A 19,780-nucleotide genomic window follows, 5' to 3' on the forward strand; every position below is an offset into this window, starting at 1 on the left:
CTAGACAGTCTCAGGGGGGCAGGGTGGCCCCGGACGCCACTCGGGCGGCGAACGCCGCGAAAGGCGGCCGAGATCGATGTTAACCAGCCAGGCTGAGAAATACCCAGATGGACGTGCTTCTGCCATACTGATTCCGACCCAATGAGGGGTCACGGCGGATCGCTCCGCCGCTCTATCACTACGGATCGTCCGGCACGTACCTGCCGGTGAAGGAGAAACACAATGGCATCTGTGACTTTCGACGAGGCCACCCGCCTCTACCCCGGCGGAACCCGCCCGGCTGTCGACAAGCTCAACCTCGAGGTCGCCGACGGCGAATTCCTCGTCCTCGTCGGCCCGTCCGGCTGCGGAAAGTCCACCTCGCTTCGCATGCTCGCCGGCCTCGAAGAGGTCAACGCCGGCCGCATCCTCATCGGTGACCGCGATGTCACCGACGTGCCGCCGAAGGACCGCGACATCGCGATGGTGTTCCAGAACTACGCGCTGTACCCGCACATGACCGTCGCCGAGAACATGGGCTTCGCGCTCAAGATCGCCGGCATCGGCAAGGAAGAGCGCGCGACCCGCGTTCTCGAGGCTGCGAAGCTGCTCGACCTCGAGGAGTACCTGACCCGCAAGCCGAAGGCCCTCTCGGGTGGTCAGCGTCAGCGAGTCGCGATGGGCCGTGCGATCGTCCGTCAGCCCCAGGTCTTCCTCATGGACGAGCCGCTGTCGAACCTCGACGCCAAGCTGCGCGTCCAGACCCGCACACAGATCGCGTCGCTGCAGCGCCGTCTCGGTGTCACCACGGTCTACGTCACGCACGACCAGACCGAGGCGCTCACCATGGGCGACCGCATCGCCGTGCTCAAGGACGGTCTGCTCCAGCAGGTCGGAACGCCGCGCGACCTGTACGAGAAGCCCGAGAACGTGTTCGTCGCCGGCTTCATCGGCTCCCCCGCCATGAACCTCTTCAGCGCAGACCTGGCTGAGGGCGGCGTGCGCTTCGGCACCGAGATCGTCCCGCTCGACCGCGACACCGTCGGCCGCGCAAACGGCTCGCAGGTCACGGTCGGTGTGCGCCCCGAGGACATCACCGTCGGCCCCGCCGACGGCAAGGGCCTCTCGGTCGTCGTCGACCTCGTCGAGGAGCTCGGCGCCGACGGCTACCTCTACGGACACACCGAGATCAACGGCAAGCGCGCCGACCTGGTCGCACGTGTCGACGGCCGCAGCCACCCCAACGCCGGCGAGACCGTCACGCTGGCTGCGAACGCGGGCCACGTGCACGCGTTCGACATCGAGTCGGGTGTGCGCCTGAACGACAAGCCGATCGTCTCCGCCTGATCGGATCCACAGACGCGGCGCGGGCTGACTTCGGTCGCCCGCGCCGCGTCTTCTTTTCCACCCCCACCGACTGGAGAGACATGCAGGATGCGCTGCGGATCACCGCGAGCTCGATCGATCCGGGTCTCCTCGCGCTGCCCTGGTCGACACCGCTCGCCAAGTGGCCGTCCGAGCTGATCGTGTCGCTCCCCAAGGGGCTCTCGCGGCATCTGGTGCGGTTCGCAGATCTGTCAGGAAAGGTCGTCGCCGTCAAGGAGACGACCGATGAGATGGCGAAGCGCGAGTACGAGATGCTCGGCAACCTCGCCCGACTCGACGTGCCCTGCGTCGACCGCGTCGCAGTGATCGCCGGGCGCTCGGATGCCGACGGCGAGCCGCTCGCTGCCGCCCTCGTCACGTCGCACCTGCGGTTCTCCATGCCCTATCGTGCGCTGTTCACCCGCGTGCTGCGCCCCGACACCGCCACGCGTCTCGTCGACGCCCTGGCCGTGCTTCTCGTGCGCCTGCACAACGTGGGCTTCTACTGGGGCGACGTGTCGCTGTCGAACACTCTCTTCCGCCGCGACGCTGGAGCCTACGCGGCCTACCTCGTCGATGCCGAGACCGGTGAGCTGCACGAGGAGGGGCTGACCGACGGCCAGCGCGCCTACGACCTCGACCTCGCCCGCACCAACATCGCCGGCGAGATCATGGATCTCGCCGCCGGCGGACGACTGGAGCACGGCGTCGACGCGGTCGCCATCGCCGACGGCATCGTCTCGTCGTACCGCTCGCTGTGGGCCGAACTGACGGCACAGGAATCGTTCGCCTCCGCAGAGACCTGGCGCATCACCGAGCGCGTCGAGCGTCTCAACGCCCTCGGCTTCGACATCGATGAGATGTCGATGTCGACCACCTCAGACGGCACGGTCGTCGAGATCCAGCCCAAGGTGGTGGATGCCGGACACCACCAGCGCCGCCTCATCCGCCTCACCGGACTCGATGTCGAAGAGAACCAGGCTCGGCGTCTGCTCAACGATCTCGATGAGTTCCGCGCTCGCTCCACCAAGCAGTGGGCCGACGAGGAGATGTACGCGCACGAGTGGCTCACCCGCGTGTTCGAGCCCGTCGTGCGTGCGATTCCCTGGGAGCTGCGCGCCAAGCTCGAGCCCGCCGAGGTCTTTCACCAGGTGCTCGAGCACCGGTGGTACCTGTCACAGGCGCAGGGCCGCTCGGTGCCGCTCGCCGAGGTACTGACGAGCTACATCAACGAGGTGCTGCGGCACCGCCGTGACGAGGCGACCATCATGGGTCCGCCCACCGAGACCATGAGCCTGCCCGTCATCACCGGCACGCATCCCGTCGCCGCCGACGACGTCGACTGGCGCGACCTCGTCTGACCTCGCTCCTTCTCTCAGCGGAAGGAGACGCGGCGTCAGTACCCGACGGTGAAGCGCTCGCGGTGGTGGTTGCCCTGCTCGATCTCATCGACCACGGCGACGGCGAAGTCGGCACCCGAGATGTACGACTTGCCCTCGGCATCGCGCACGATCACGTCGCCGCCATCGCGGTAGTGACCGGTGCGCTCTCCCTCGGCCCAGGGCCCGAAGACCTCGGCCGGGTGCACGAAGAACCAGTCGAGCGAGTCGTCGGTCTTCTCCAGCAGCGCGAGCGAGTCGATGCCGACCTGCGCCTCGTGCTTGTACTCCTCAGGGAATCCCTGATCGAACAGCCGGGGTCCTCCGGGAGCGATGAGGCTTCCGCCGGCGCCTCCGACCACGCCGATGCGGGTCTGCGTGCCGCTCAGAACATCGACGACGCCGCCGAGAGCATCGAGCACCGAGTTCTCCATGTCACCGCGAGGCGACAGCGATGACACGACCGCGTCAGCGCCGTCGAAGACGTCGCCGAGGCTCGCGAGGTCGAGCACCGACCCCTGCACGTTCTGCGCACCCGGCACGGGGTTCGACGGCTCCGAGCGCGACACCGAGATGACCTCATGCCCGCGGCTCACCGCCTCCGAGACGATGTGGCGGCCGGCGTAGCCGGTTCCTCCGAGCACGACGATGCGAGCCATGAGCTGCTCCCCTACTTCTTCGCGTTGCGGGTGGTCGACACCTGGTACAGCGCGACCGAGGTCGCGATGCCGGCGTTGAGCGACTCGGTCACGGCCGAGATCGGGATCGAGACGATCTGATCGCAGGTCTCGGCGACCAGACGAGACAGTCCCTTGCCCTCGGAGCCGGTGACGATCACGACCGGGCGGTCGGCCAACTGGAGCTCGGGCAGCAGCACGTCGCCGTCGCCGTCGAGGCCGAGCACGAACACGCCCTGCTTCTTGAACTCCTTGAGCTGCGTGGTGAGGTTCGTCGCGAGTGCGACGGGAACGCGAGCGGCCGCGCCGGCGCTGGTCTTCCAGGCCGCGGAGTTCACACCGGCCGAGCGACGCTGCGGCAGGATGATGCCGTGACCGCCGAAGGCTCCGGTCGAGCGGATGATCGCGCCGAGGTTGCGCGGGTCGGTGATGCCGTCGAGGGCGACGAACAGCGGCACCTCGCCCTTGGCGATAACAGCCTCGAGCAGGTCCTGCGGGTGGGCGTACTCGTACGGCGGCACCTTGACGGCGACGCCCTGGTGCACGCCGTCGTACCCGGCCATGCGGTCGAGCTCCTGACGCGTGACCTCGAGCACGGGGATGCCACGGTTGGTGGCGAGCGACAGCATCTCCTTCACCCGGTCGTCCATCTCGACGCGCTGCGCGATGTAGAACGCCGACGCGGGGATCTTCGCACGCAGGGCCTCGAGCACCGAGTTGCGGCCGGTGACGACCTCGACCTCGGTGGTGTTGTCCTTGGCGCGAGCAGAGCGGTTCGGGTTGCCGCCGGCGGTCTGACGCTGTCCCTGCCCCGGCTTGCCCTTTCCGCCTGAGGCCGCATAGCGCTCGGCCGCAGCCTTGCGCTTGCCAGCGGGGTGCCAGGCGCGATCCTCGGCCTTGGGGGTCGGTCCGCGGCCCTCGAGAGACTTGCGTCCGAGTCCGCCGGTGCCCTTGGTGGGGCCCTTCTTCTTGCCGTTGCTTGCGCCGGGGCGCTGTGGCTTAGCCATCGATACTCCAATGAGTTCCGGCCGGAGAATCCTCCAGCGTGATTCCTGCGGCGGCGATCGCATCACGGATGCGATCGGCCGCCGCCCAGTCCTTGTCAGCGCGCGCCTGCGCACGCTGGGTGATCATCGTCTGCACGAGCGCGTCGAGAGCGGATGCCGTGGCATCGCCGCGCGACGCCGCACCGACGACATCGAGTCCGAGCACCTCGAGCATCGCGAGCACCTCGTGCCAGGCCGTCATCGCGCTCTCAGTGTCACCCGTGTCGAGCGCCGCGTTCCCTGCACGCACGGTGTCGTGCACGACTCCGAGCGCCTGCGGTATGCCGAGGTCGTCGTCCATCGCCGCCGCGAACGCGGCGGGAAGCGGTGTCTTGTCCGCCCAGCCGAAGGTCTTCGGCAGCATGCGCAGTGCACGCTCGACGAACGTGCGGATGCGCCCGAGCGCCGCCTCTGCCTCGGTCCACGACGACTCGGAGAGGTCGAGGCTCGAACGGTAGTGCGCGGCAGCGAGGGCGTAGCGGACCACGAGCGGGTCGTGCTCGGCGAGCACCTCATGTGCGAGCGTGAAGTTGCCGAGGGACTTCGACATCTTCTGGCCACCAACCGTCACGAGACCGTTGTGCACCCAGTACCGCGCAAAGCCGTCACCGGCAGCGGTCGACTGCGCGAGCTCGTTCTCATGATGCGGGAAGCGCAGGTCGAGGCCACCGCCATGGATGTCGAACTCAGGGCCGAGGTAGCGCTTCGACATCGCCGAGCACTCGATGTGCCACCCCGGGCGGCCTGCGCCCCAGGGCGACTGCCACGTGGCATCCGCCTGCTCGTCGGGCTTGGTGCCCTTCCAGAGCGCGAAGTCCTGAGGGTTGCGCTTGCCCCGGGGGTCGGCGTCCTCCGCCGCCTCCATGGCGTCGACCGACTGGTTCGTCAGCGATCCGTAGTCCGACCACGAGCGCACGTCGAAGTAGACGTCTCCCGAGCCGTCGGGCGCGGGGTACGCGTGGCCGCGTTCGATGAGGGTCTGGATCAGCTCTTGCATCTGCGGAACGGATGCGGTCGCGCGCGGCTCGTAGGTCGGCGGCAGGATTCCGATGCCGGCATACGCCGCCGTGAACTCCTGCTCCATGCGGTAGGCCAGCGCCCACCACGGCTCGACGTCGGTCGCGTTCACGAGCACCTTGTCGTCGATGTCCGTGACGTTGCGCACGAAGGTGACCCGGCCGTACCGGTGCGTCAACCAGCGGCGCAGCAGATCGAAGCTCAGTGCAGCCCGAACGTGCCCGATGTGGGGGCCGGACTGCACGGTGGGTCCGCAGACGTACATCGTGATGTTCTCGGGATCGAGAGGCACGAAGTCGCGCAGCTGCTGTGCGCGGGTGTCGTAGAGGCGGAGAGTCACCGCACAAGCCTACCGGGCCGCCGATCGCGTTGACTGGGTGTGACCCCGGGCCTTTCGACCGGCCCCGCCGCCCCCTCAGTCGACCCGGAACACCTGACCGGTCTGCACCCCGAGCACGCTCTTCGCATACGCCTGCCCGACGCGGTGCGATGACACGGGCACGAAGCCGGGGAACGACGAGTGATACGACGGTGCGTCCTCGAGCACCGAGGGGCTCACGGCGTTGATCCGGATGCCGCGGGGCAGCTCGGTGGCCGCCGCGAGCACGAAGGATTCGACGGCACCGTTGGCGAACGACGCGGCGGCGCCGGTGGCGATGGGCTCACGCGCGAGGATGCCGGAGGTCAGCGTGATCGAACCGCTGTCGCGCACGAAGGGCGTGCCGACGCGGACGACATCGAGCTGCGAGAGCACTTTGCCTCGGAAAGCGGATTCGTAGTCGCCACGGCTCAGCCCGTCGAGCGGCCGGAACGGAACCTCTCCCACCGCGACGATCACGGCATCGACCTGGCCGACTGTCGCGAACAGACGCTCGATCGACGCCGGGTCCGTGACGTCCACCGAGGGCTCGCTGCTGCGCGACGCGGCGATGATCTCATGACCATCCAGCGCGTCGACGGCGGTTCGTCCCACCTGACCGCGGGCACCGATGACGAGAATCCTCATGACGTCTCCTTCTCCGCGTGCGAGCACCGCACGACGATGTCCGACAACGACGGCGGATGCCGACGCATTCCCCGACGGCGGCGGGTCAGGCGGGGTGCACCATGGCGACCGCCGTCACCGCGATGCCCTCACCGCGGCCGGTGAAGCCCAAGCCGTCGGTGGTGGTGGCCGTGACCGAGACCGGCGCGCCGCCGAGCGCGGCGGACAGCACGCGCTCGGCCTCTGCGCGGCGGCCGCTGAAGCGCGGTCGATTCCCCTTGAACTGCACCGACACGTTGCCGATCGCGTAGCCCGCTTCTGCGAGAATCTCGCGGGTGCGGGCGAGGAAGACCTCGGCGTGGGCTCCGGCATACTCGGGGTGCGCGGTGCCGAAGTGCTCGCCGATGTCGCCGAGGCCCGCGGCCCCCAGCAGGGCGTCCACCATCGCGTGGGCCACGGCGTCTCCGTCGGAATGTCCCGAGAGGGCTCGCTCCCCCGGCCACTCGATGCCGGCCAGCCACAGGTTGCCGTCTCCGCCGAACGCATGCACGTCTGTGCCGAGTCCGACCCTGGGGCCGCTCCACGTCGAGTGCGGCGCAGGGGCCGGCGTGGCGACCGGCCTCTGCACGTCCGCCAACAGATGCCGGGCGCGCTCGAGGTCGGCCGGTGTGGTGATCTTGAATCCGCGAGGCGAGCCGGCGATCTGTCGCACGAGATGCCCGGCGGCGGCGAACAGCGCCGCATCGTCGGTGTACTCGATGCCGGAGGCCGTCGCCGCATCGTATGCAGCCTCGAGCAGAGCGCGCGGGAACCCCTGAGGAGTCTGCGCGGCGGCGAGCTGGGAGCGATCGATCGGCGCGACGACCGCATCGCCGTCGACCCGCTTGAGCGTGTCGACGACCGGGAGCGTCGGGATCACACCGCTCTCACCGTCGGTGGCCGCGGCCACCGCATCGATGATCTCGGGGGGCGTCAGCGCGCGCGCCGCGTCGTGCACGAGAACTCGCGTGACATCGCCCCAGAGCGCGTCGAGACCGGAGGCGACGGACTCCTGACGCGTGTCGCCGCCCGTCACGATCCTGCCGAGATCGATGCGATCCCCGGCGGCCGCGCGGAGCTCCGTCTCGGCGTCGCCCTCGTAACCCGCCGGTGCGACGACGATCACCTGGGCAGGGGCCGCGGCGAAGACGCCGTCGAGCGCATGGCGCAGGATCGAATGCGTGTCGATGCCGACGAACGCCTTGGGCGCTCCGGCATCGAGTCGGGTGCCGGAGCCGGCGGCGACGACGATGATCGCGGTGTCAGGAACGGGAAGCATGCTCACCAGGTTCACGTTACCGGCGCGCACGAAAAAAGGCGGATGCCGAAGCATCCGCCTTCTCTCAGTCCACTCAGGACGCGAGGACCTCGTCGAGCAGTGCGCTCGCCTTGTCCTCGTCGGTCTTCTCAGCGAGCGCGAGCTCGGAGATGAGGATCTGACGAGCCTTGGCCAGCATCCGCTTCTCACCCGCAGACAGCCCGCGGTCCTGGTCCCGACGCCACAGGTCGCGGACGACCTCGCTCACCTTGATGACATCGCCCGAGGCGAGCTTCTCGAGGTTCGCCTTGTAACGACGCGACCAGTTGGTCGGCTCTTCGGTGAACGGCGCGCGAAGCACCTCGAACACAGCGTCGAGGCCCTCTCGGCCGATGACATCGCGGACCCCGACGAGATCGACGTTCTCAGCGGGCACCTCGATGATGAGGTCCCCCTGGGTGACGTTGAGCTTCAGGTATTTCTTCGCCTCACCCTTGATGATGCGCTCCTTGACCTCGATGATGGTCGCAGCGCCATGGTGCGGATAGACGACAGTTTCGCCAACCTCAAAAAGCATAAAAACTTGTCCTTTCGGCAACCTCAAGGATACCACAGGGGGAATGCGCTAAGGTTCGCGCCCCCACGTCCTCAGGCGGCACCCCGCATGCGCATAGAATGGGATGCGGATATCCCGTCGGACCTCAGGAGGACCCGTGAAATCGCGCCTTGTTGCGTCTGCCGCCGTCAGCGCCCTCGTTCTTCTCGGCGCGACGGGCTGCACGTTCATCTCGCCGCAGTCGACGCAGATCGAGTACTCGGCCTCCGACGGCGTGAACGTCTCGGACTCGGACGGCCCGCTCGACGTGCGCAACGCGTTCGTCGTCGCGAACGAAGACGGCTCGATCGGCAACTTCGTCGCCGCCGTCGTGAACCCGACGACCGAGAAGGCGACTCTCACGATGACGGTCGCCGGCATCGACAAGCCCTTCACGGTCTCGGTCCCCGCGGGCAAGACCGTCAGCTTCGGCACCGAAGGCGAGGAGCCGCTGCGCATCGACGGCCTCGACACGATGCCCGGCGCCACGATCGAGATCCACTTCCAGTCGGGCGACGGCGCCGGCACCAAGACCGAGGTCCCGGTGCTCGACGGCTCGCTGCCCTACTACGCCGACCTGGTGCCCGAGGCCGAAGACGAGACCGAAGAGTCGACCCCCACGCCGGAGCCGGTCCCGTCCGACACGGCCGCCCCCGCTCCCTCGGAGTGATCCGGCGCACACGCTGAAGAAGAGGCCGTCACCCCCGGGGGTGACGGCCTCTTCTGTATGGTTCCAGACGCGCTCGCGTTCAGCCCTCGAAGCGGTAGCCGAGGCCGCGGACGGTGACGAGCATGACAGGCTCGCCCGGGTTCTCCTCGATCCGGGAGCGGATGCGCTTGATGTGCACGTCGAGCGTCTTGGTGTCGCCGAAGTAGTCGCTGCCCCACACCCGGTCGATGAGCTGCCCGCGTGTGAGCACGCGACCCGAGTTGCGCATGAGCACCTCGAGGAGCTCGAACTCCTTCAGCGGCATGTTGATCTGCTGACCGGCGACCGAGACCGTGTGGCGGTCGATGTCGAGTGAGACGCGGCCGCCGTCGAGCACTCGCTCGTCGAGCTCGCTGTCGGCCTGCACCACCCTGCGCAGCACCGCGCGCATCCGAGCCAGCAGCTCACGCGACGAGTACGGCTTGGTGACGTAGTCGTCAGCACCGAGCTCGAGCCCGACGACGATGTCCACCTCCGAGTCCTTGGCCGTGACCATGATGATCGGCACGGCGGAGGTCGAGCGGATCTGCCGGCACACCTCGGTGCCCGGCATCCCCGGCAGCATGAGATCGAGGAGCACGACGTCGGCGCCGCGCTCGCGGAAGGCGGTCAGCGCTCCCGGGCCGTCCTCGGCGATCTCGACCTCATACCCCTCTCGGCGCAGCAGGTAGGCGAGCGGGTCGGCGAGGTCGGGCTCGTCTTCGACCAGAAGGATGCGGGTCATGCGTTCTCTCCGTTTCGGACGCGAGCTGCGGCCTTCGCCGCCTTGCGCTCGCGCTTCTTCTTGTTCTTCTTGTCCCTGTCGATGCTCGGGGGAGCATCGATCGTGGGAAGCCTGATGGTGAAGGTGGAGCCTCGTCCGGGGCGCGACCACAGGCGCACCTCTCCGCCGTGGCGCTGCGTGGCGTGCTTGACGATCGAGAGTCCGAGTCCGGTTCCGCCGGTGCGGCGTGACCTCGCCTCGTCGGCGCGGTAGAAGCGCTCGAAGATCCGCTCCCGGTCCGCCTCCGCGATGCCGATGCCCTGATCGGACACCGCGACCTCGACGACACCGTCGTCTGCCTTCACTCCGATGCCGACGCGGGATCCTTTCGGGGAGTAGACGATCGCGTTGGCGATGAGGTTGCCGAACGCCTCGATCAGGATCTGCGAGTCACCGCGCACCCAGACTCCCCGGTCGCCGCCACGAGCGAGCTCGACCCCTGCCGAGTCGGCCTGCACGACATGCGCCTCGAGCGCGGTCGCCAGCACCTCGTCGATCGAGACGGGCCGCACGTCCGACAGCGCATCGTCGGTCTGGAGTCTCGACAGGCTCATGATGCGGCCGGTCAGCTGCCCGAGACGAGTGGCCTCGGCCGAGATCCGGGCGGCGAAGTGACGCACCTGCGCGGGGTCGTCTGCCGCGGACTCGATGGCCTCGGCCAGCAGCGTGACCGCCCCGACGGGGGTCTTGAGCTCGTGGCTGGTGTTGGCCACGAAATCGCGGCGCATCTGGTCGAGACGCTCCTGCTCGGTGACATCGCGGATGATCAGCAGAGTCATGCGCGGGCTGATCGCGCTCGCACGGGCCGACACCAGTCGCGGGTCGAGGCTGAGCCCGCCGCGGGTGATGCGCAGGGACTCGGTCGCCGAGCTCCCCTCATTCCGCCCTCCCCGCACGAGCTGACGCAGCTCCGGGTTCTCGAGCGGCGCCCCCACCTCGATGCCGAATCGCGTGGCCGCCTTGGAGACGGCGAGCACGAGGCCCGACGAATCGACCACGCAGGCCGCATCGTCCATGCTGCCCAGCACCGCGGTGACGCCGGCCGGAACCGCGAGTGACGTCTCATCGGCGACTCGCGCCCTCGCGCGGTATGCCCAGGCGATCAGGAGCGAGAGGCCGATGCCGATCACGAGGCCGACGGCCAACGCGAGCAGCGCGATCTGCGGCAAGGTCATAACCCCAGCGTAGAGTGCGTTCACCGCCGGATCGGCGGGTTCTCCTGCCCTGGCGACAACGCGAGAAGTACTATTCACGTGCTGGGCACCGTTCGTTAACCTTCGAAGCAGACAATCGCTTTCGGGCCTGTGCGGGAGCGCGGACCTCTCCTCCCGCGCGGACGACCCAGCCGTCTCGCGCTGTCACCACAGTCGAGACCCGAATGAAAGGTTGCGCCCACATGCGCGAAGTCTTCCACCAGTCCCTCGAGGACCTGCAGTCCCGTCTCGTGGAGATCGCCGACCTCGTCACGGTCTCGATCGACAAGGCGACGCGTGCGTTCGCCACCAGCGACGTCGAGCTCGCCGAAGAGGTCATCGCCGACGACGCGAAGATCGACGAGCTGGCCGTCAAGCTCGACGAGCAGGCCATCGAGATCCTCGCCCGTCAGCAGCCCGTCGCTCGCGATCTGCGCATCGTGGTGATCGCGCTGCGCGTCAGCGCGTCGCTCGAGCGCATGGGCGACATGTCCGAGCACATCGCCCAGCTCGCTCGCCTCCGCTTCCCCGAGCGCGCGATCCCGAAGGGCCTCAAGGGCACGTTCACCAAGATGGGCGAGCTCGACGTCGAGATCTCACGCACTCTCTCCGAGCTGCTGCGCACCCAGGACCTGCGCCTGGCCGACACCATCCGCAACACCGACGACGACATCGACGAACTGCACGCCAGCGTCTTCGAGAAGGTGCTCAGCGACAACTGGAAGGGCGAGGCGACCGCGACGGTCGACGCCACGCTCGCCAGCCGCTACCACGAGCGCTTCGCCGACCACGCGGTCGCCGTGGCCAAGAAGGTCGTGTACCTCGCGACCGGTGACTGGCGCGTCGAAGAAGAGGACATCCCCCTCGCGGCCGAGCAGCAGCGCGAGTTCGGTCACGCCTGAGGCATCACGACACAGAAGAAGGGGGCGGATGCTGACAACATCCGCCCCCTTCTTCGTCTTCTGCTACTTCTTGCCCTGCGCAGCCACGGCTGCGGCACCGGCGGCGGCGGCCTCGGGGTCGAGGTAGCGGCCGGGGCCGGTGGGGACGTTGTTCTCGTCGAGCTCGTAGACCAGCGGGATGCCGGTGGGGATGTTGAGCTCGGCGATGTCGTCGTCGCTGATGCCCTCGAGGTGCTTGACGAGGCCGCGCAGCGAGTTGCCGTGGGCGGTGACGAGAACCGTCTTGCCTGCCTCGAGGTCGGGCACGATCGCGTCGTTCCAGTAGGGCAGCAGGCGGTCGATGACGAGCTTCAGCGACTCGGTGCGGGGCACCTCGCCGTCGATGTCGGCGTAGCGCACGTCGCCGACCTGGCTGAACTCGCTCTCGTCGTCGAGCAGGGGCGGCGGCACGTCGAACGAGCGACGCCACAGCTGGAACTGCTCGGGGCCGAACTCCTCGAGCGTCTGCGCCTTGTCCTTGCCCTGCAGAGCACCGTAGTGGCGCTCGTTGAGGCGCCAGGAGCGCGTGACGGGGATCCACAGGCGGTCGGCCGCATCCAGTGCGATGTTCGCGGTCTGGATCGCGCGGCTGAGCAGCGAGGTGTGCAGCACGTCGGGGAGGATGCCGGCCTCTGCCAGCAGCTCGCCGCCGCGCTGGGCCTCCTTCTTGCCCTGCTCGTTCAGGCGGACGTCCACCCAGCCGGTGAAGAGGTTCAGTTCGTTCCACTCGCTCCGGCCGTGACGGAGCAGGATCAGGGTGCGCTTCGAAGTCATGACGTCAGTTTATCGGCGCAGCTCGACGCGTCCACGCCCGTGCCCTGCGAGGATTGACGCATGGCGTCATCTCCTCTCGGTCGGCCGACCCGCGGCACCACCGGGACGAACCGGCTGCGCCGCAACGATCGATGGATCGCCGCGAGCCCCGCTTTCCGCCGAGCCGAGGATCCGCTGGTGATCGACCTCGGCTACGGAGCCAGCGGGGTGACGGCGTTCGAGCTCGCGACCCGGCTGCAGCGCGTGCGCGCGGACGCCGAGGTGCGCGGCCTCGAGATCGACCCCGAGAGAGTCGCCACCGCGAATCAACAGCTCGCCGAGGTGCAGGCTGCGCGCACTCCCTTCTCCCCCGACCTCCGGGTCTCGTTCGCCCGCGGCGGGTTCGAGGTGCCGCTGCCGGCGGAACGGCGGCCGGCGGTGATCCGGGCGATGAACGTGCTGCGGCAGTACGACGAGGGCGATGTCGCGAGCGCCTGGCGCACCATGGCGACTCGGCTGTCTGCTGACGGGCTGCTCATCGAGGGCACCTGCGACGAGATCGGGCGCGTGTCGAGCTGGGTCGACGTGGACCCGACGGGAACTCCGCTGCGGTTCACCATCTCGCTGCGGCTCGCAGACCTCGAGCATCCGAGCATCGTCGCGGAACGACTGCCGAAGGCGCTGATCCACCGCAATGTGCCTGGCGAGCGGATCCACTCGCTGCTCGTCGATCTCGATCGCGAGTGGGACCGTGCAGCGTCGCTGTCGACCTTCGGGGCGACCCAGCGATTCCTCGCCTCGGTCGCCGCTCTGCGAGATCAGGGGTGGCCGGTGCGGGGCGGCAAGAGCCGGTGGCGACTGGGCGAGCTCACGCTCCCCTGGGATGCCGTGGCTCCGCTCCCCTGACGAACGCTCGCTCGTCGCCCGGTTCAGCCCGTCTGACGGGGATCCGGGGCACTGGGGCGGCGGGACAGCCGGGTCAGACGAGGGATGTCGGCGGTGGCACCCGCATCCGCCGGCACGATGACCTGCTGGGTCGCGGCGATGTCCGCGCCCTCTGCGCGCACGATCAGATCGCCCACCGGCGTGCGACGAGACAGGATCGCGAGCGCGATCGGGCCGTCTTCATGGTGTCTGGCGACCGAGGTGATGTGCCCCACCTCATCGTCGCCGGCGAAGACCGCATCGCCGACTGCGGGCAGCACCGCCTCGCTGCCGTCGAGGTGCAGAGCCGCCAGTCTGCGTGGCGGGTGTCCGAGGTTGTGCACCTTGGCCACCGTCTCCTGGCCGCGATAGCACCCCTTGTTCAGGTGCACCGCCGTGCGGATCCAGTCGGATTCATGCGGAAGCGAGCGCTCGTCGACCTCAGCCGACCACCGCGGACGCCAGGCTGCGACACGCAGCGCCTCGGCGGCGAGAAGCCCCGCCACCTCTTCGGACGACAGGGTCGCCGCCAGCGCGTCAGCGGCATCGGTCGGCGCGATCGCCACCCTCCACGCGAGCTCAGCGCCCGGGTGATCGGAGACCTCGGCATACTGATGCCCACCCGCGCTCACCCGCTGCCAGGGATCCGCCCAGACGAGCGGAGCACCTGCCGGAGCGGATGCGGCAGCAGTCGCGTGCTCAGCCGCAGCGCCGCCGTCGACGAAGCCGAGCAGCGCCAGATCAGGACGCACGGTCACAGTCGCCTGGGTGCGGAACTTCATGCGCGTCAGCCAGGTCGCGAGGGCGTCCGCGTCGTCGGCATCCGCGATCAGCCAGGTCGACGAGCCGTCGTCGACGACTCCTGCCGCGTGCTCCACGCGCCCCTGAGGGTCGAGCACGAGCAGTTCCGTGCTCTCACCGGCAGCGAGTCGCCCGACGGATTGGGAGGTGATCGAATCCAGCCACCCCAGCCGTTCGGGACCCGCGACTTCGATGACCGTCCGGTCGTCGAGCGGAACCAGGGCCGCGCCGTCTGCCAGGCGACGCTGCTCGCGGAAGGCGTCGCCGAAGTGCGCGATGCCGTGCTCGCCGATCACAGCGCCGGGGATGTCGGTGAATCCGGTCATGTCAGACCTTCGCGAGTCGGGCGGAGGCGTGCGACCGCATCGGTGTTCCGAGGGCTGCGATGTCCCACGCCCAGAGAAGGTGATTGTCGACCAGGCCGTACATCCGCGTGGCCGCGCCGTACTCCTTGGCCCCGGCTCCGCGCACGATGGCGTCGGACGCGATGTCGATGCGAGGGCCGTTGATCTCGCCGAGGTAGAGCTCGAGCATGCCGTCGGCGTGGGCGATCGAGACCTCGATGGGGAACCCGCCCGACGAAGCGCGGAGAGCCTCGACGTCGTCGACACCGCGAACGACGGGCTCGGCGCGCGGCGGCAGCAGTGCGGGGCCGGCATCGGCGTCGGATGCCGGGCGGGAGAGGCGCCAGAAGCCGGTCTCCGCGACGAGCGGGATCGACACAGCACCGTCTTCACCCGCGAAGATCGCAGTCGCGGAGTAGTTGAGGAAGGGACCACCGTCATGGCTGAAGCTCACCCGGTGGGTGAACTCGCCCTGCAGACGATCGTCGCCGACCGGATAGTCGATGACGCCGGTGCCCTCCCAGACGCCGATCAGCCACGAGAGCGGCGCGAGGTCGGCGGGGAGGTCTGTGGGCAGCTCGAGCACGATGCTCAGCGCTGGCCGCGGAAGAGGTTCCGCAGCACGACGACCGAGACGAAGACGATCGCGAGGCTCGCCAGGCCCAGGAGTCCGATGAAGAAGAGTTCGAGCGCCACGAGGTCCATGGCCTCCACTTTACCCTCCAGCGCGCCGACTGTCTCGTTCGCGATTCATGTGACGAGAGCGGCGAGACCGAAGCCGACCGAGATCACGCCCATCAGCAGCAGCGCGCCGATCGTGCTGGCGCCGACTCGGAAGATGAAGCCCTGAGTGCGCCCGTACTGCAGCTGCACGGCGAAGGAGAGGAGCACGATCGCGCCGAAGACCACGAGCAGCCACGGCACTCGCCACTCCTCGGCGACGAAGATGCCCACGCCGATGGAGGCGACGAACGCGACCGCCCAGACGATGAGCACGCCGACGAAGGCATTACGCGGTGCGAGCGCTGGATCCGTCATGACACCATTGTGACCCATCGGCGCCCGGTATCATTGCGGCACGGCGTACCCCGCCGCCCGGAAGGAGTGCGTGTGGCCCAGGTCCTGGTGTTGACCAATGCTCCGGTCTCGGAGCAGGTCCTGCCCGCACTCGAGCTTCTCAGCCATCGAGTGCGCCAGATCCCGGCCGAGCCCGCCCAACTCGTGAGCGCCCCCGAGTACGACATCGTGATCGTCGACGGGCGTCTCGATCTCGTCGGTGCGAAGTCTCTCTGTCGCCTGCTGCGAGCCACCGGCCAGGATGCGCCGCTGCTGCTCGTCGTCACCGAGGGCGGGATGAGCGCGCTGTCCGGCGACTGGGGCATCGACGACGTGCTTCTCGCCACCGCCGGCCCGGCCGAGACCGACGCCCGCGTGCGACTCGCCCTCGCCCGCCGCGACGAGGTCGCAGAGCCGACCCGTGTGCAGGCTTCCGGCGTCACGATCGACGAGCAGTCCTACTCGGCGAAACTCAGAGGGCGCCCGCTCGACCTCACGTACAAGGAGTTCCAGCTGCTGCACTTCCTCGCCACGCACCCTTCGCGGGTCTTCACCCGCGAACAGCTGCTCAGCGAGGTGTGGGGCTACGACTACTTCGGCGGCACGAGAACCGTCGACGTGCATGTGCGACGCCTGCGGGCGAAGCTGGGCGACCAGGAGCAGATCATCGGCACGGTCCGCAACGTCGGGTACCGATTCAACGTCTACGACGAGGAGACGGTCGCCGCATCGCGGTGACGCACTCGACGTCAGTTCACGCACGCGTCACCTCACGGTGCTTAGATGTACCCCATGATCGATCCCGCACTCGCCGACGCAGGTCTCGGTGACGCTGAAGATGACGACTTCGATGCCATCGAGTCCCACGACGCCCTCCTCCCCGACCACCGCTACCACGATCGCGAGCTGAGCTGGCTCGCCTTCAACCAGCGCGTGCTCGAACTCGCGGAGGATCCGTCGCTCCCCGAACTCGAGCGCGCGAACTTCCTCGCCATCTTCGCGAGCAACCTCGACGAGTTCTTCATGGTGCGCGTCGCCGGGCTCAAGCGCCGTATCGTGACCGGCCTGGCGGTGCCCACCAACATCGGCCGCTCCCCCGCCGACGCACTCGCCGACATCGCCCGCGAAGCGCACGCGCTGCAGCTGCGCCACGCCGACGCCTGGAAGTCGCTCGTGCGTCCGGCGCTGGCCGAGTCGGGCATCGAGATCACCGAGTGGTCCGAGCTCACCGACGAAGAGCGCTCCAAGCTCTCCGAGTACTTCGGGGCACAGGTGTTCCCCGTGCTGATGCCGCTCGCGGTCGATCCCGCGCATCCTTTCCCGTACATCTCCGGGCTGTCCCTGAACCTCGCCATCCGCATCCGCAACGCCCGCACCGGGCGTCAGGAGTTCGCGCGCCTCAAGGTGCCGCCCATGCTGCCCCGCTTCGTCGAGGTTCCGGGCTCCGGCGAGATCAAGCGCTTCCTCACGCTCGAAGAGCTCATCGCGAACCACCTCGGCGACCTCTTCCCCGGCATGGAGGTCCTCGATCACCACGCCTTCCGCCTCACCCGCAACGAGGACGTCGAGATCGAGGAGGACGAGAGCGAGAACCTCATCCAGGCGCTCGAGGCCGAGCTGCTCCGCCGCCGTTTCGGTCCGCCGATCCGCCTCGAGATCACCGACGACATGGACGAGGTCACGATGGACCTCCTCGTGCGCGAGCTCGAGATCACCGACCAGGAGATCTACCGGCTCCCCGGGCCGCTCGACCTCCGAGGTCTCTTCGACCTGTCGCGCATCGATCGCCCCGATCTGCGCTACCCGCCGCACCTTCCGACCACGGCCGTCGCCTTCCAGCCGACCGGGAGCAACACCCGAGCCGACATCTTCAAGGCGATCCGCAAGTCGGACGTGCTGGTGCACCACCCGTACGAGTCGTTCACCACCAGCGTCGTGTCGTTCCTCGAGCAGGCTGCGCGCGACCCGCACGTGCTCGCGATCAAGCAGACGCTCTACCGCACCTCGGGCGACAGCCCGATCGTCGAGGCGCTGATCAACGCCGCCGAGGCGGGCAAGCAGGTGCTGGCGCTGGTCGAGGTCAAGGCCCGCTTCGACGAGGCGAACAACATCGTCTGGGCGCGCAAGCTCGAGAAGGCGGGCGTCCACGTGGTCTACGGCCTCGTCGGGCTCAAGACCCACTGCAAGCTCGCGCTCGTCATCCGCGAGGAAGACGGGGTGCTGCGCCACTACTCGCACATCGGCACGGGCAACTACAACCCGAAGACCAGCCGCATCTACGAGGACTTCGGGCTGTTCACGACCGACGCCCAGGTCGGCAAGGACCTCACCCGTCTGTTCAACGAGCTCAGCGGGTATGCGATCGAGAAGAAGTTCAAGCGCCTTCTCGTAGCTCCCCTCCACCTGCGCAAGGGACTCGTGCGCCAGATCGACCACGAACGCCGCAATGCCGAGAACGGCAAGCCGGCCGGCATCCGCATCAAGGTGAACTCGATGGTCGATGAGGAGGTCATCGACGCCCTGTACCGCGCCAGCGCCGCCGGAGTGAAGGTCGACGTGTGGGTGCGCGGAATCTGCAGCCTCCGCACCGATCTCGAGGGCATCAGCGACAACATCACGGTCCGCAGCATCCTCGGCAGGTACCTCGAGCACTCGCGCATCTTCGCGTTCCACAACGACGGCGACGCCCAGGTGTACATCGGCAGCGCCGACATGATGCATCGCAACCTCGACCGCCGGGTCGAGGCGCTGGTGCGCGTCACCGACCCCGGTCACATGAAGGACCTGCTCGACTTCTTCGACCTCGCCATGGACCCCGGCACCACGTCGTGGCACCTCGGGGCCGACGGCGTCTGGACCAGACACGCCACGGATGCCACCGGCAAGCCGCTCATCGATCTGCAGGACAAGACCATGGGGTTGGTCCAGCGACGTCGTCGCGCACGGGCGGTTCGATGAGCGACGATTCGAGCACCAGGGCCACACGGTCGAAGTGGACGGACAAGGCCGTCTACGCGGCCGGCGCCGTCGTCTGGCGACTCATCGACGGCAAGCTGCGGATCCTTCTGATCCATCGCACCAAGTACCGCGACGTCACGCTTCCCAAAGGCAAGGTCGACCCCGGTGAGATGCTCGCCGAGACGGCAGTGCGGGAGGTGCACGAGGAGACCGGCATCCGCGTCTCGCTCGGGGTTCCCGTCGGCGTGAGCCGCTACCACCTGCCCTCCAGCAAGCAGAAGGTCGTGCACTACTGGGCGGCCGAGGCGACGTCCGATGCCATCCGTGCCTCGACGTTCGTGCCGAATCGCGAGATCGCCGCCCTCGAATGGGTCAGCGTCAAGAAAGCGCGCGCCCGTCTGAGCTACCCGGTCGACATCGAGATACTCGACTTCTTCACCCAGCTCGTCGACGACGGCGTGCTGCGCACGTTCCCGATCATCGCCCTGCGCCACGCGAAGGCGCTCTCGCGCCGCGACTGGGACGGCCCGGATGCCGAACGGCCTCTGACCGATCGTGGCGTGCAGCAGGCGAAATCGATCGTCGGCCCGCTGCGGGCGTTCGGCGTGCGCAAGATCATCACGAGCGATGCCGTGCGCTGCATGCAGACCGTGACACCGCTCGCGAAGGCCCTCGATCGCAAGACAGTCACCACGCCGAAGATCAGCCAGGACGCATGGGAGGACGGCGAAGACGATCTGCGCTCGGTCGTCGGTCGCCGCGTGCGCTCGGGCAAGCCGGCCGTGCTGTGCAGCCACGGCCCGGTGCTTCCGGGAATCCTGACCGAGACCGCCCTGGCCACCGGGACGGTCCGCGGCTCATACGTCAGCAGCGCCGCCGCTCTGGAACCTGCGGCCTTCTCGGTCGTGCACCTCTCGGCATCCAATCCGGGGTCGGGGATCATCGCGATCGAGACGCACATCCCCAAGGTCTAGCGCGCTGCCAGCGGCGCCGAAAGG

General features: G+C 68.4%; 20 protein-coding genes. 8 read left to right on the forward strand and 12 right to left on the reverse strand.

Annotation, left to right across the window (positions count from 1 at the left end; genetic code table 11):
- Positions 1-222 precede the first annotated feature (222 nt).
- Complete coding sequence (locus FIV50_RS12450; protein ID WP_140037705.1) at positions 223-1,326, forward strand: ABC transporter ATP-binding protein; 1,104 nt, start codon at positions 223-225, stop codon at positions 1,324-1,326.
- An 80-nt stretch (positions 1,327-1,406) separates the two neighbouring features.
- Complete coding sequence (locus FIV50_RS12455) at positions 1,407-2,705, forward strand: DUF4032 domain-containing protein (protein WP_140037706.1); 1,299 nt, start codon at positions 1,407-1,409, stop codon at positions 2,703-2,705.
- Between the two features lie 35 nt (positions 2,706-2,740).
- On the opposite strand, the gene FIV50_RS12460 is transcribed toward FIV50_RS12455, so the two are convergent.
- The 6 genes from FIV50_RS12460 to FIV50_RS12485 all read right to left on the reverse strand — a co-directional run bounded on the left by FIV50_RS12460 (position 2,741) and on the right by FIV50_RS12485 (position 8,322).
- Positions 2,741-3,382: an NAD(P)-dependent oxidoreductase gene (locus FIV50_RS12460; protein WP_140037707.1), complete on the reverse strand. Its 642-nt coding sequence runs from the start codon at positions 3,380-3,382 to the stop codon at positions 2,741-2,743.
- 11 nt (positions 3,383-3,393) lie between these two features.
- Positions 3,394-4,407: a 23S rRNA (guanosine(2251)-2'-O)-methyltransferase RlmB gene (gene rlmB, locus FIV50_RS12465; protein WP_140037708.1), complete on the reverse strand. Its 1,014-nt coding sequence runs from the start codon at positions 4,405-4,407 to the stop codon at positions 3,394-3,396.
- A complete protein-coding gene (cysS, locus tag FIV50_RS12470) occupies positions 4,400-5,803 on the reverse strand; it encodes a cysteine--tRNA ligase (protein WP_140037709.1) in 1,404 nt (467 codons plus the stop codon). The genes rlmB and cysS overlap by 8 nt, the downstream gene beginning before the upstream one ends.
- A gap of 75 nt (positions 5,804-5,878) precedes the next feature.
- On the reverse strand, positions 5,879-6,469 hold the full coding sequence (locus FIV50_RS12475; protein WP_140037710.1) for a short chain dehydrogenase: 591 nt from the start codon (positions 6,467-6,469) through the stop codon (positions 5,879-5,881).
- Positions 6,470-6,554: 85 nt separating this feature from the next.
- Positions 6,555-7,766, reverse strand: coding sequence for a 2-C-methyl-D-erythritol 4-phosphate cytidylyltransferase (ispD, locus tag FIV50_RS12480; protein ID WP_375137399.1), 1,212 nt, complete (start codon positions 7,764-7,766; stop codon positions 6,555-6,557).
- Between the two features lie 73 nt (positions 7,767-7,839).
- A complete protein-coding gene (locus tag FIV50_RS12485) occupies positions 7,840-8,322 on the reverse strand; it encodes a CarD family transcriptional regulator (RefSeq protein WP_042539766.1) in 483 nt (160 codons plus the stop codon).
- A gap of 136 nt (positions 8,323-8,458) precedes the next feature.
- Between FIV50_RS12485 and FIV50_RS12490 the strand changes: the two genes are divergently transcribed.
- Positions 8,459-9,010, forward strand: a complete 552-nt coding sequence (locus tag FIV50_RS12490) for a DNA modification methylase (protein ID WP_140037712.1) — start codon at positions 8,459-8,461, stop codon at positions 9,008-9,010.
- A 79-nt stretch (positions 9,011-9,089) separates the two neighbouring features.
- Here FIV50_RS12490 and FIV50_RS12495 read toward each other — a convergent pair whose 3' ends face one another.
- Positions 9,090-9,773 (reverse strand): response regulator transcription factor, encoded by a 684-nt coding sequence (locus FIV50_RS12495; protein ID WP_060926595.1) that lies wholly within the window; start codon positions 9,771-9,773, stop codon positions 9,090-9,092.
- A complete protein-coding gene (locus tag FIV50_RS12500; protein WP_140037713.1) occupies positions 9,770-10,987 on the reverse strand; it encodes a sensor histidine kinase in 1,218 nt (405 codons plus the stop codon). Before FIV50_RS12500 ends, FIV50_RS12495 begins: the two co-directional genes overlap by 4 nt.
- Positions 10,988-11,208: 221 nt before the next feature.
- Here FIV50_RS12500 and phoU point away from each other — a divergent pair, with 221 nt between their 5' ends.
- Positions 11,209-11,907 carry a phosphate signaling complex protein PhoU gene (gene phoU / locus FIV50_RS12505; protein ID WP_042539758.1) on the forward strand — a complete coding sequence of 233 codons (699 nt, stop codon included), beginning with the start codon at positions 11,209-11,211 and terminating at the stop codon, positions 11,905-11,907.
- A gap of 63 nt (positions 11,908-11,970) precedes the next feature.
- On the opposite strand, the gene FIV50_RS12510 is transcribed toward phoU, so the two are convergent.
- The gene (locus tag FIV50_RS12510) at positions 11,971-12,720 is read right to left on the reverse strand and encodes a phosphoglyceromutase (protein WP_042539756.1); all 750 of its coding nucleotides are present in this window, start codon (positions 12,718-12,720) and stop codon (positions 11,971-11,973) included.
- A gap of 60 nt (positions 12,721-12,780) precedes the next feature.
- Between FIV50_RS12510 and FIV50_RS12515 the strand changes: the two genes are divergently transcribed.
- Complete coding sequence (locus FIV50_RS12515; protein WP_140037714.1) at positions 12,781-13,605, forward strand: class I SAM-dependent methyltransferase; 825 nt, start codon at positions 12,781-12,783, stop codon at positions 13,603-13,605.
- A 23-nt stretch (positions 13,606-13,628) separates the two neighbouring features.
- On the opposite strand, the gene ygfZ is transcribed toward FIV50_RS12515, so the two are convergent.
- From ygfZ to FIV50_RS12530, 3 genes are all read right to left on the reverse strand, one after another.
- The gene (gene ygfZ, locus FIV50_RS12520) at positions 13,629-14,750 is read right to left on the reverse strand and encodes a CAF17-like 4Fe-4S cluster assembly/insertion protein YgfZ (RefSeq protein WP_140037715.1); all 1,122 of its coding nucleotides are present in this window, start codon (positions 14,748-14,750) and stop codon (positions 13,629-13,631) included.
- A gap of 1 nt (position 14,751) precedes the next feature.
- Complete coding sequence (locus FIV50_RS12525) at positions 14,752-15,354, reverse strand: FABP family protein (protein WP_140037716.1); 603 nt, start codon at positions 15,352-15,354, stop codon at positions 14,752-14,754.
- 164 nt (positions 15,355-15,518) lie between these two features.
- Positions 15,519-15,806 (reverse strand): hypothetical protein, encoded by a 288-nt coding sequence (locus tag FIV50_RS12530; RefSeq protein WP_042539747.1) that lies wholly within the window; start codon positions 15,804-15,806, stop codon positions 15,519-15,521.
- A gap of 72 nt (positions 15,807-15,878) precedes the next feature.
- Here FIV50_RS12530 and FIV50_RS12535 point away from each other — a divergent pair, with 72 nt between their 5' ends.
- The 3 genes from FIV50_RS12535 to FIV50_RS12545 are packed head-to-tail and all read left to right on the forward strand — an operon-like array spanning position 15,879 to position 19,756.
- Positions 15,879-16,562, forward strand: a complete 684-nt coding sequence (locus FIV50_RS12535) for a winged helix-turn-helix transcriptional regulator (RefSeq protein ID WP_042539745.1) — start codon at positions 15,879-15,881, stop codon at positions 16,560-16,562.
- Positions 16,563-16,616: 54 nt separating this feature from the next.
- The gene (locus FIV50_RS12540; RefSeq protein ID WP_140037717.1) at positions 16,617-18,782 is read left to right on the forward strand and encodes an RNA degradosome polyphosphate kinase; all 2,166 of its coding nucleotides are present in this window, start codon (positions 16,617-16,619) and stop codon (positions 18,780-18,782) included.
- On the forward strand, positions 18,779-19,756 hold the full coding sequence (locus tag FIV50_RS12545; RefSeq protein ID WP_140037718.1) for an NUDIX hydrolase: 978 nt from the start codon (positions 18,779-18,781) through the stop codon (positions 19,754-19,756). The genes FIV50_RS12540 and FIV50_RS12545 overlap by 4 nt, the downstream gene beginning before the upstream one ends.
- The last annotated feature ends 24 nt before the right edge of the window (positions 19,757-19,780 follow it).

It is taken from the genome of Microbacterium foliorum (assembly GCF_006385575.1).
GTDB classification, from domain to species: Bacteria; Actinomycetota; Actinomycetes; order Actinomycetales; family Microbacteriaceae; genus Microbacterium; species Microbacterium foliorum_B.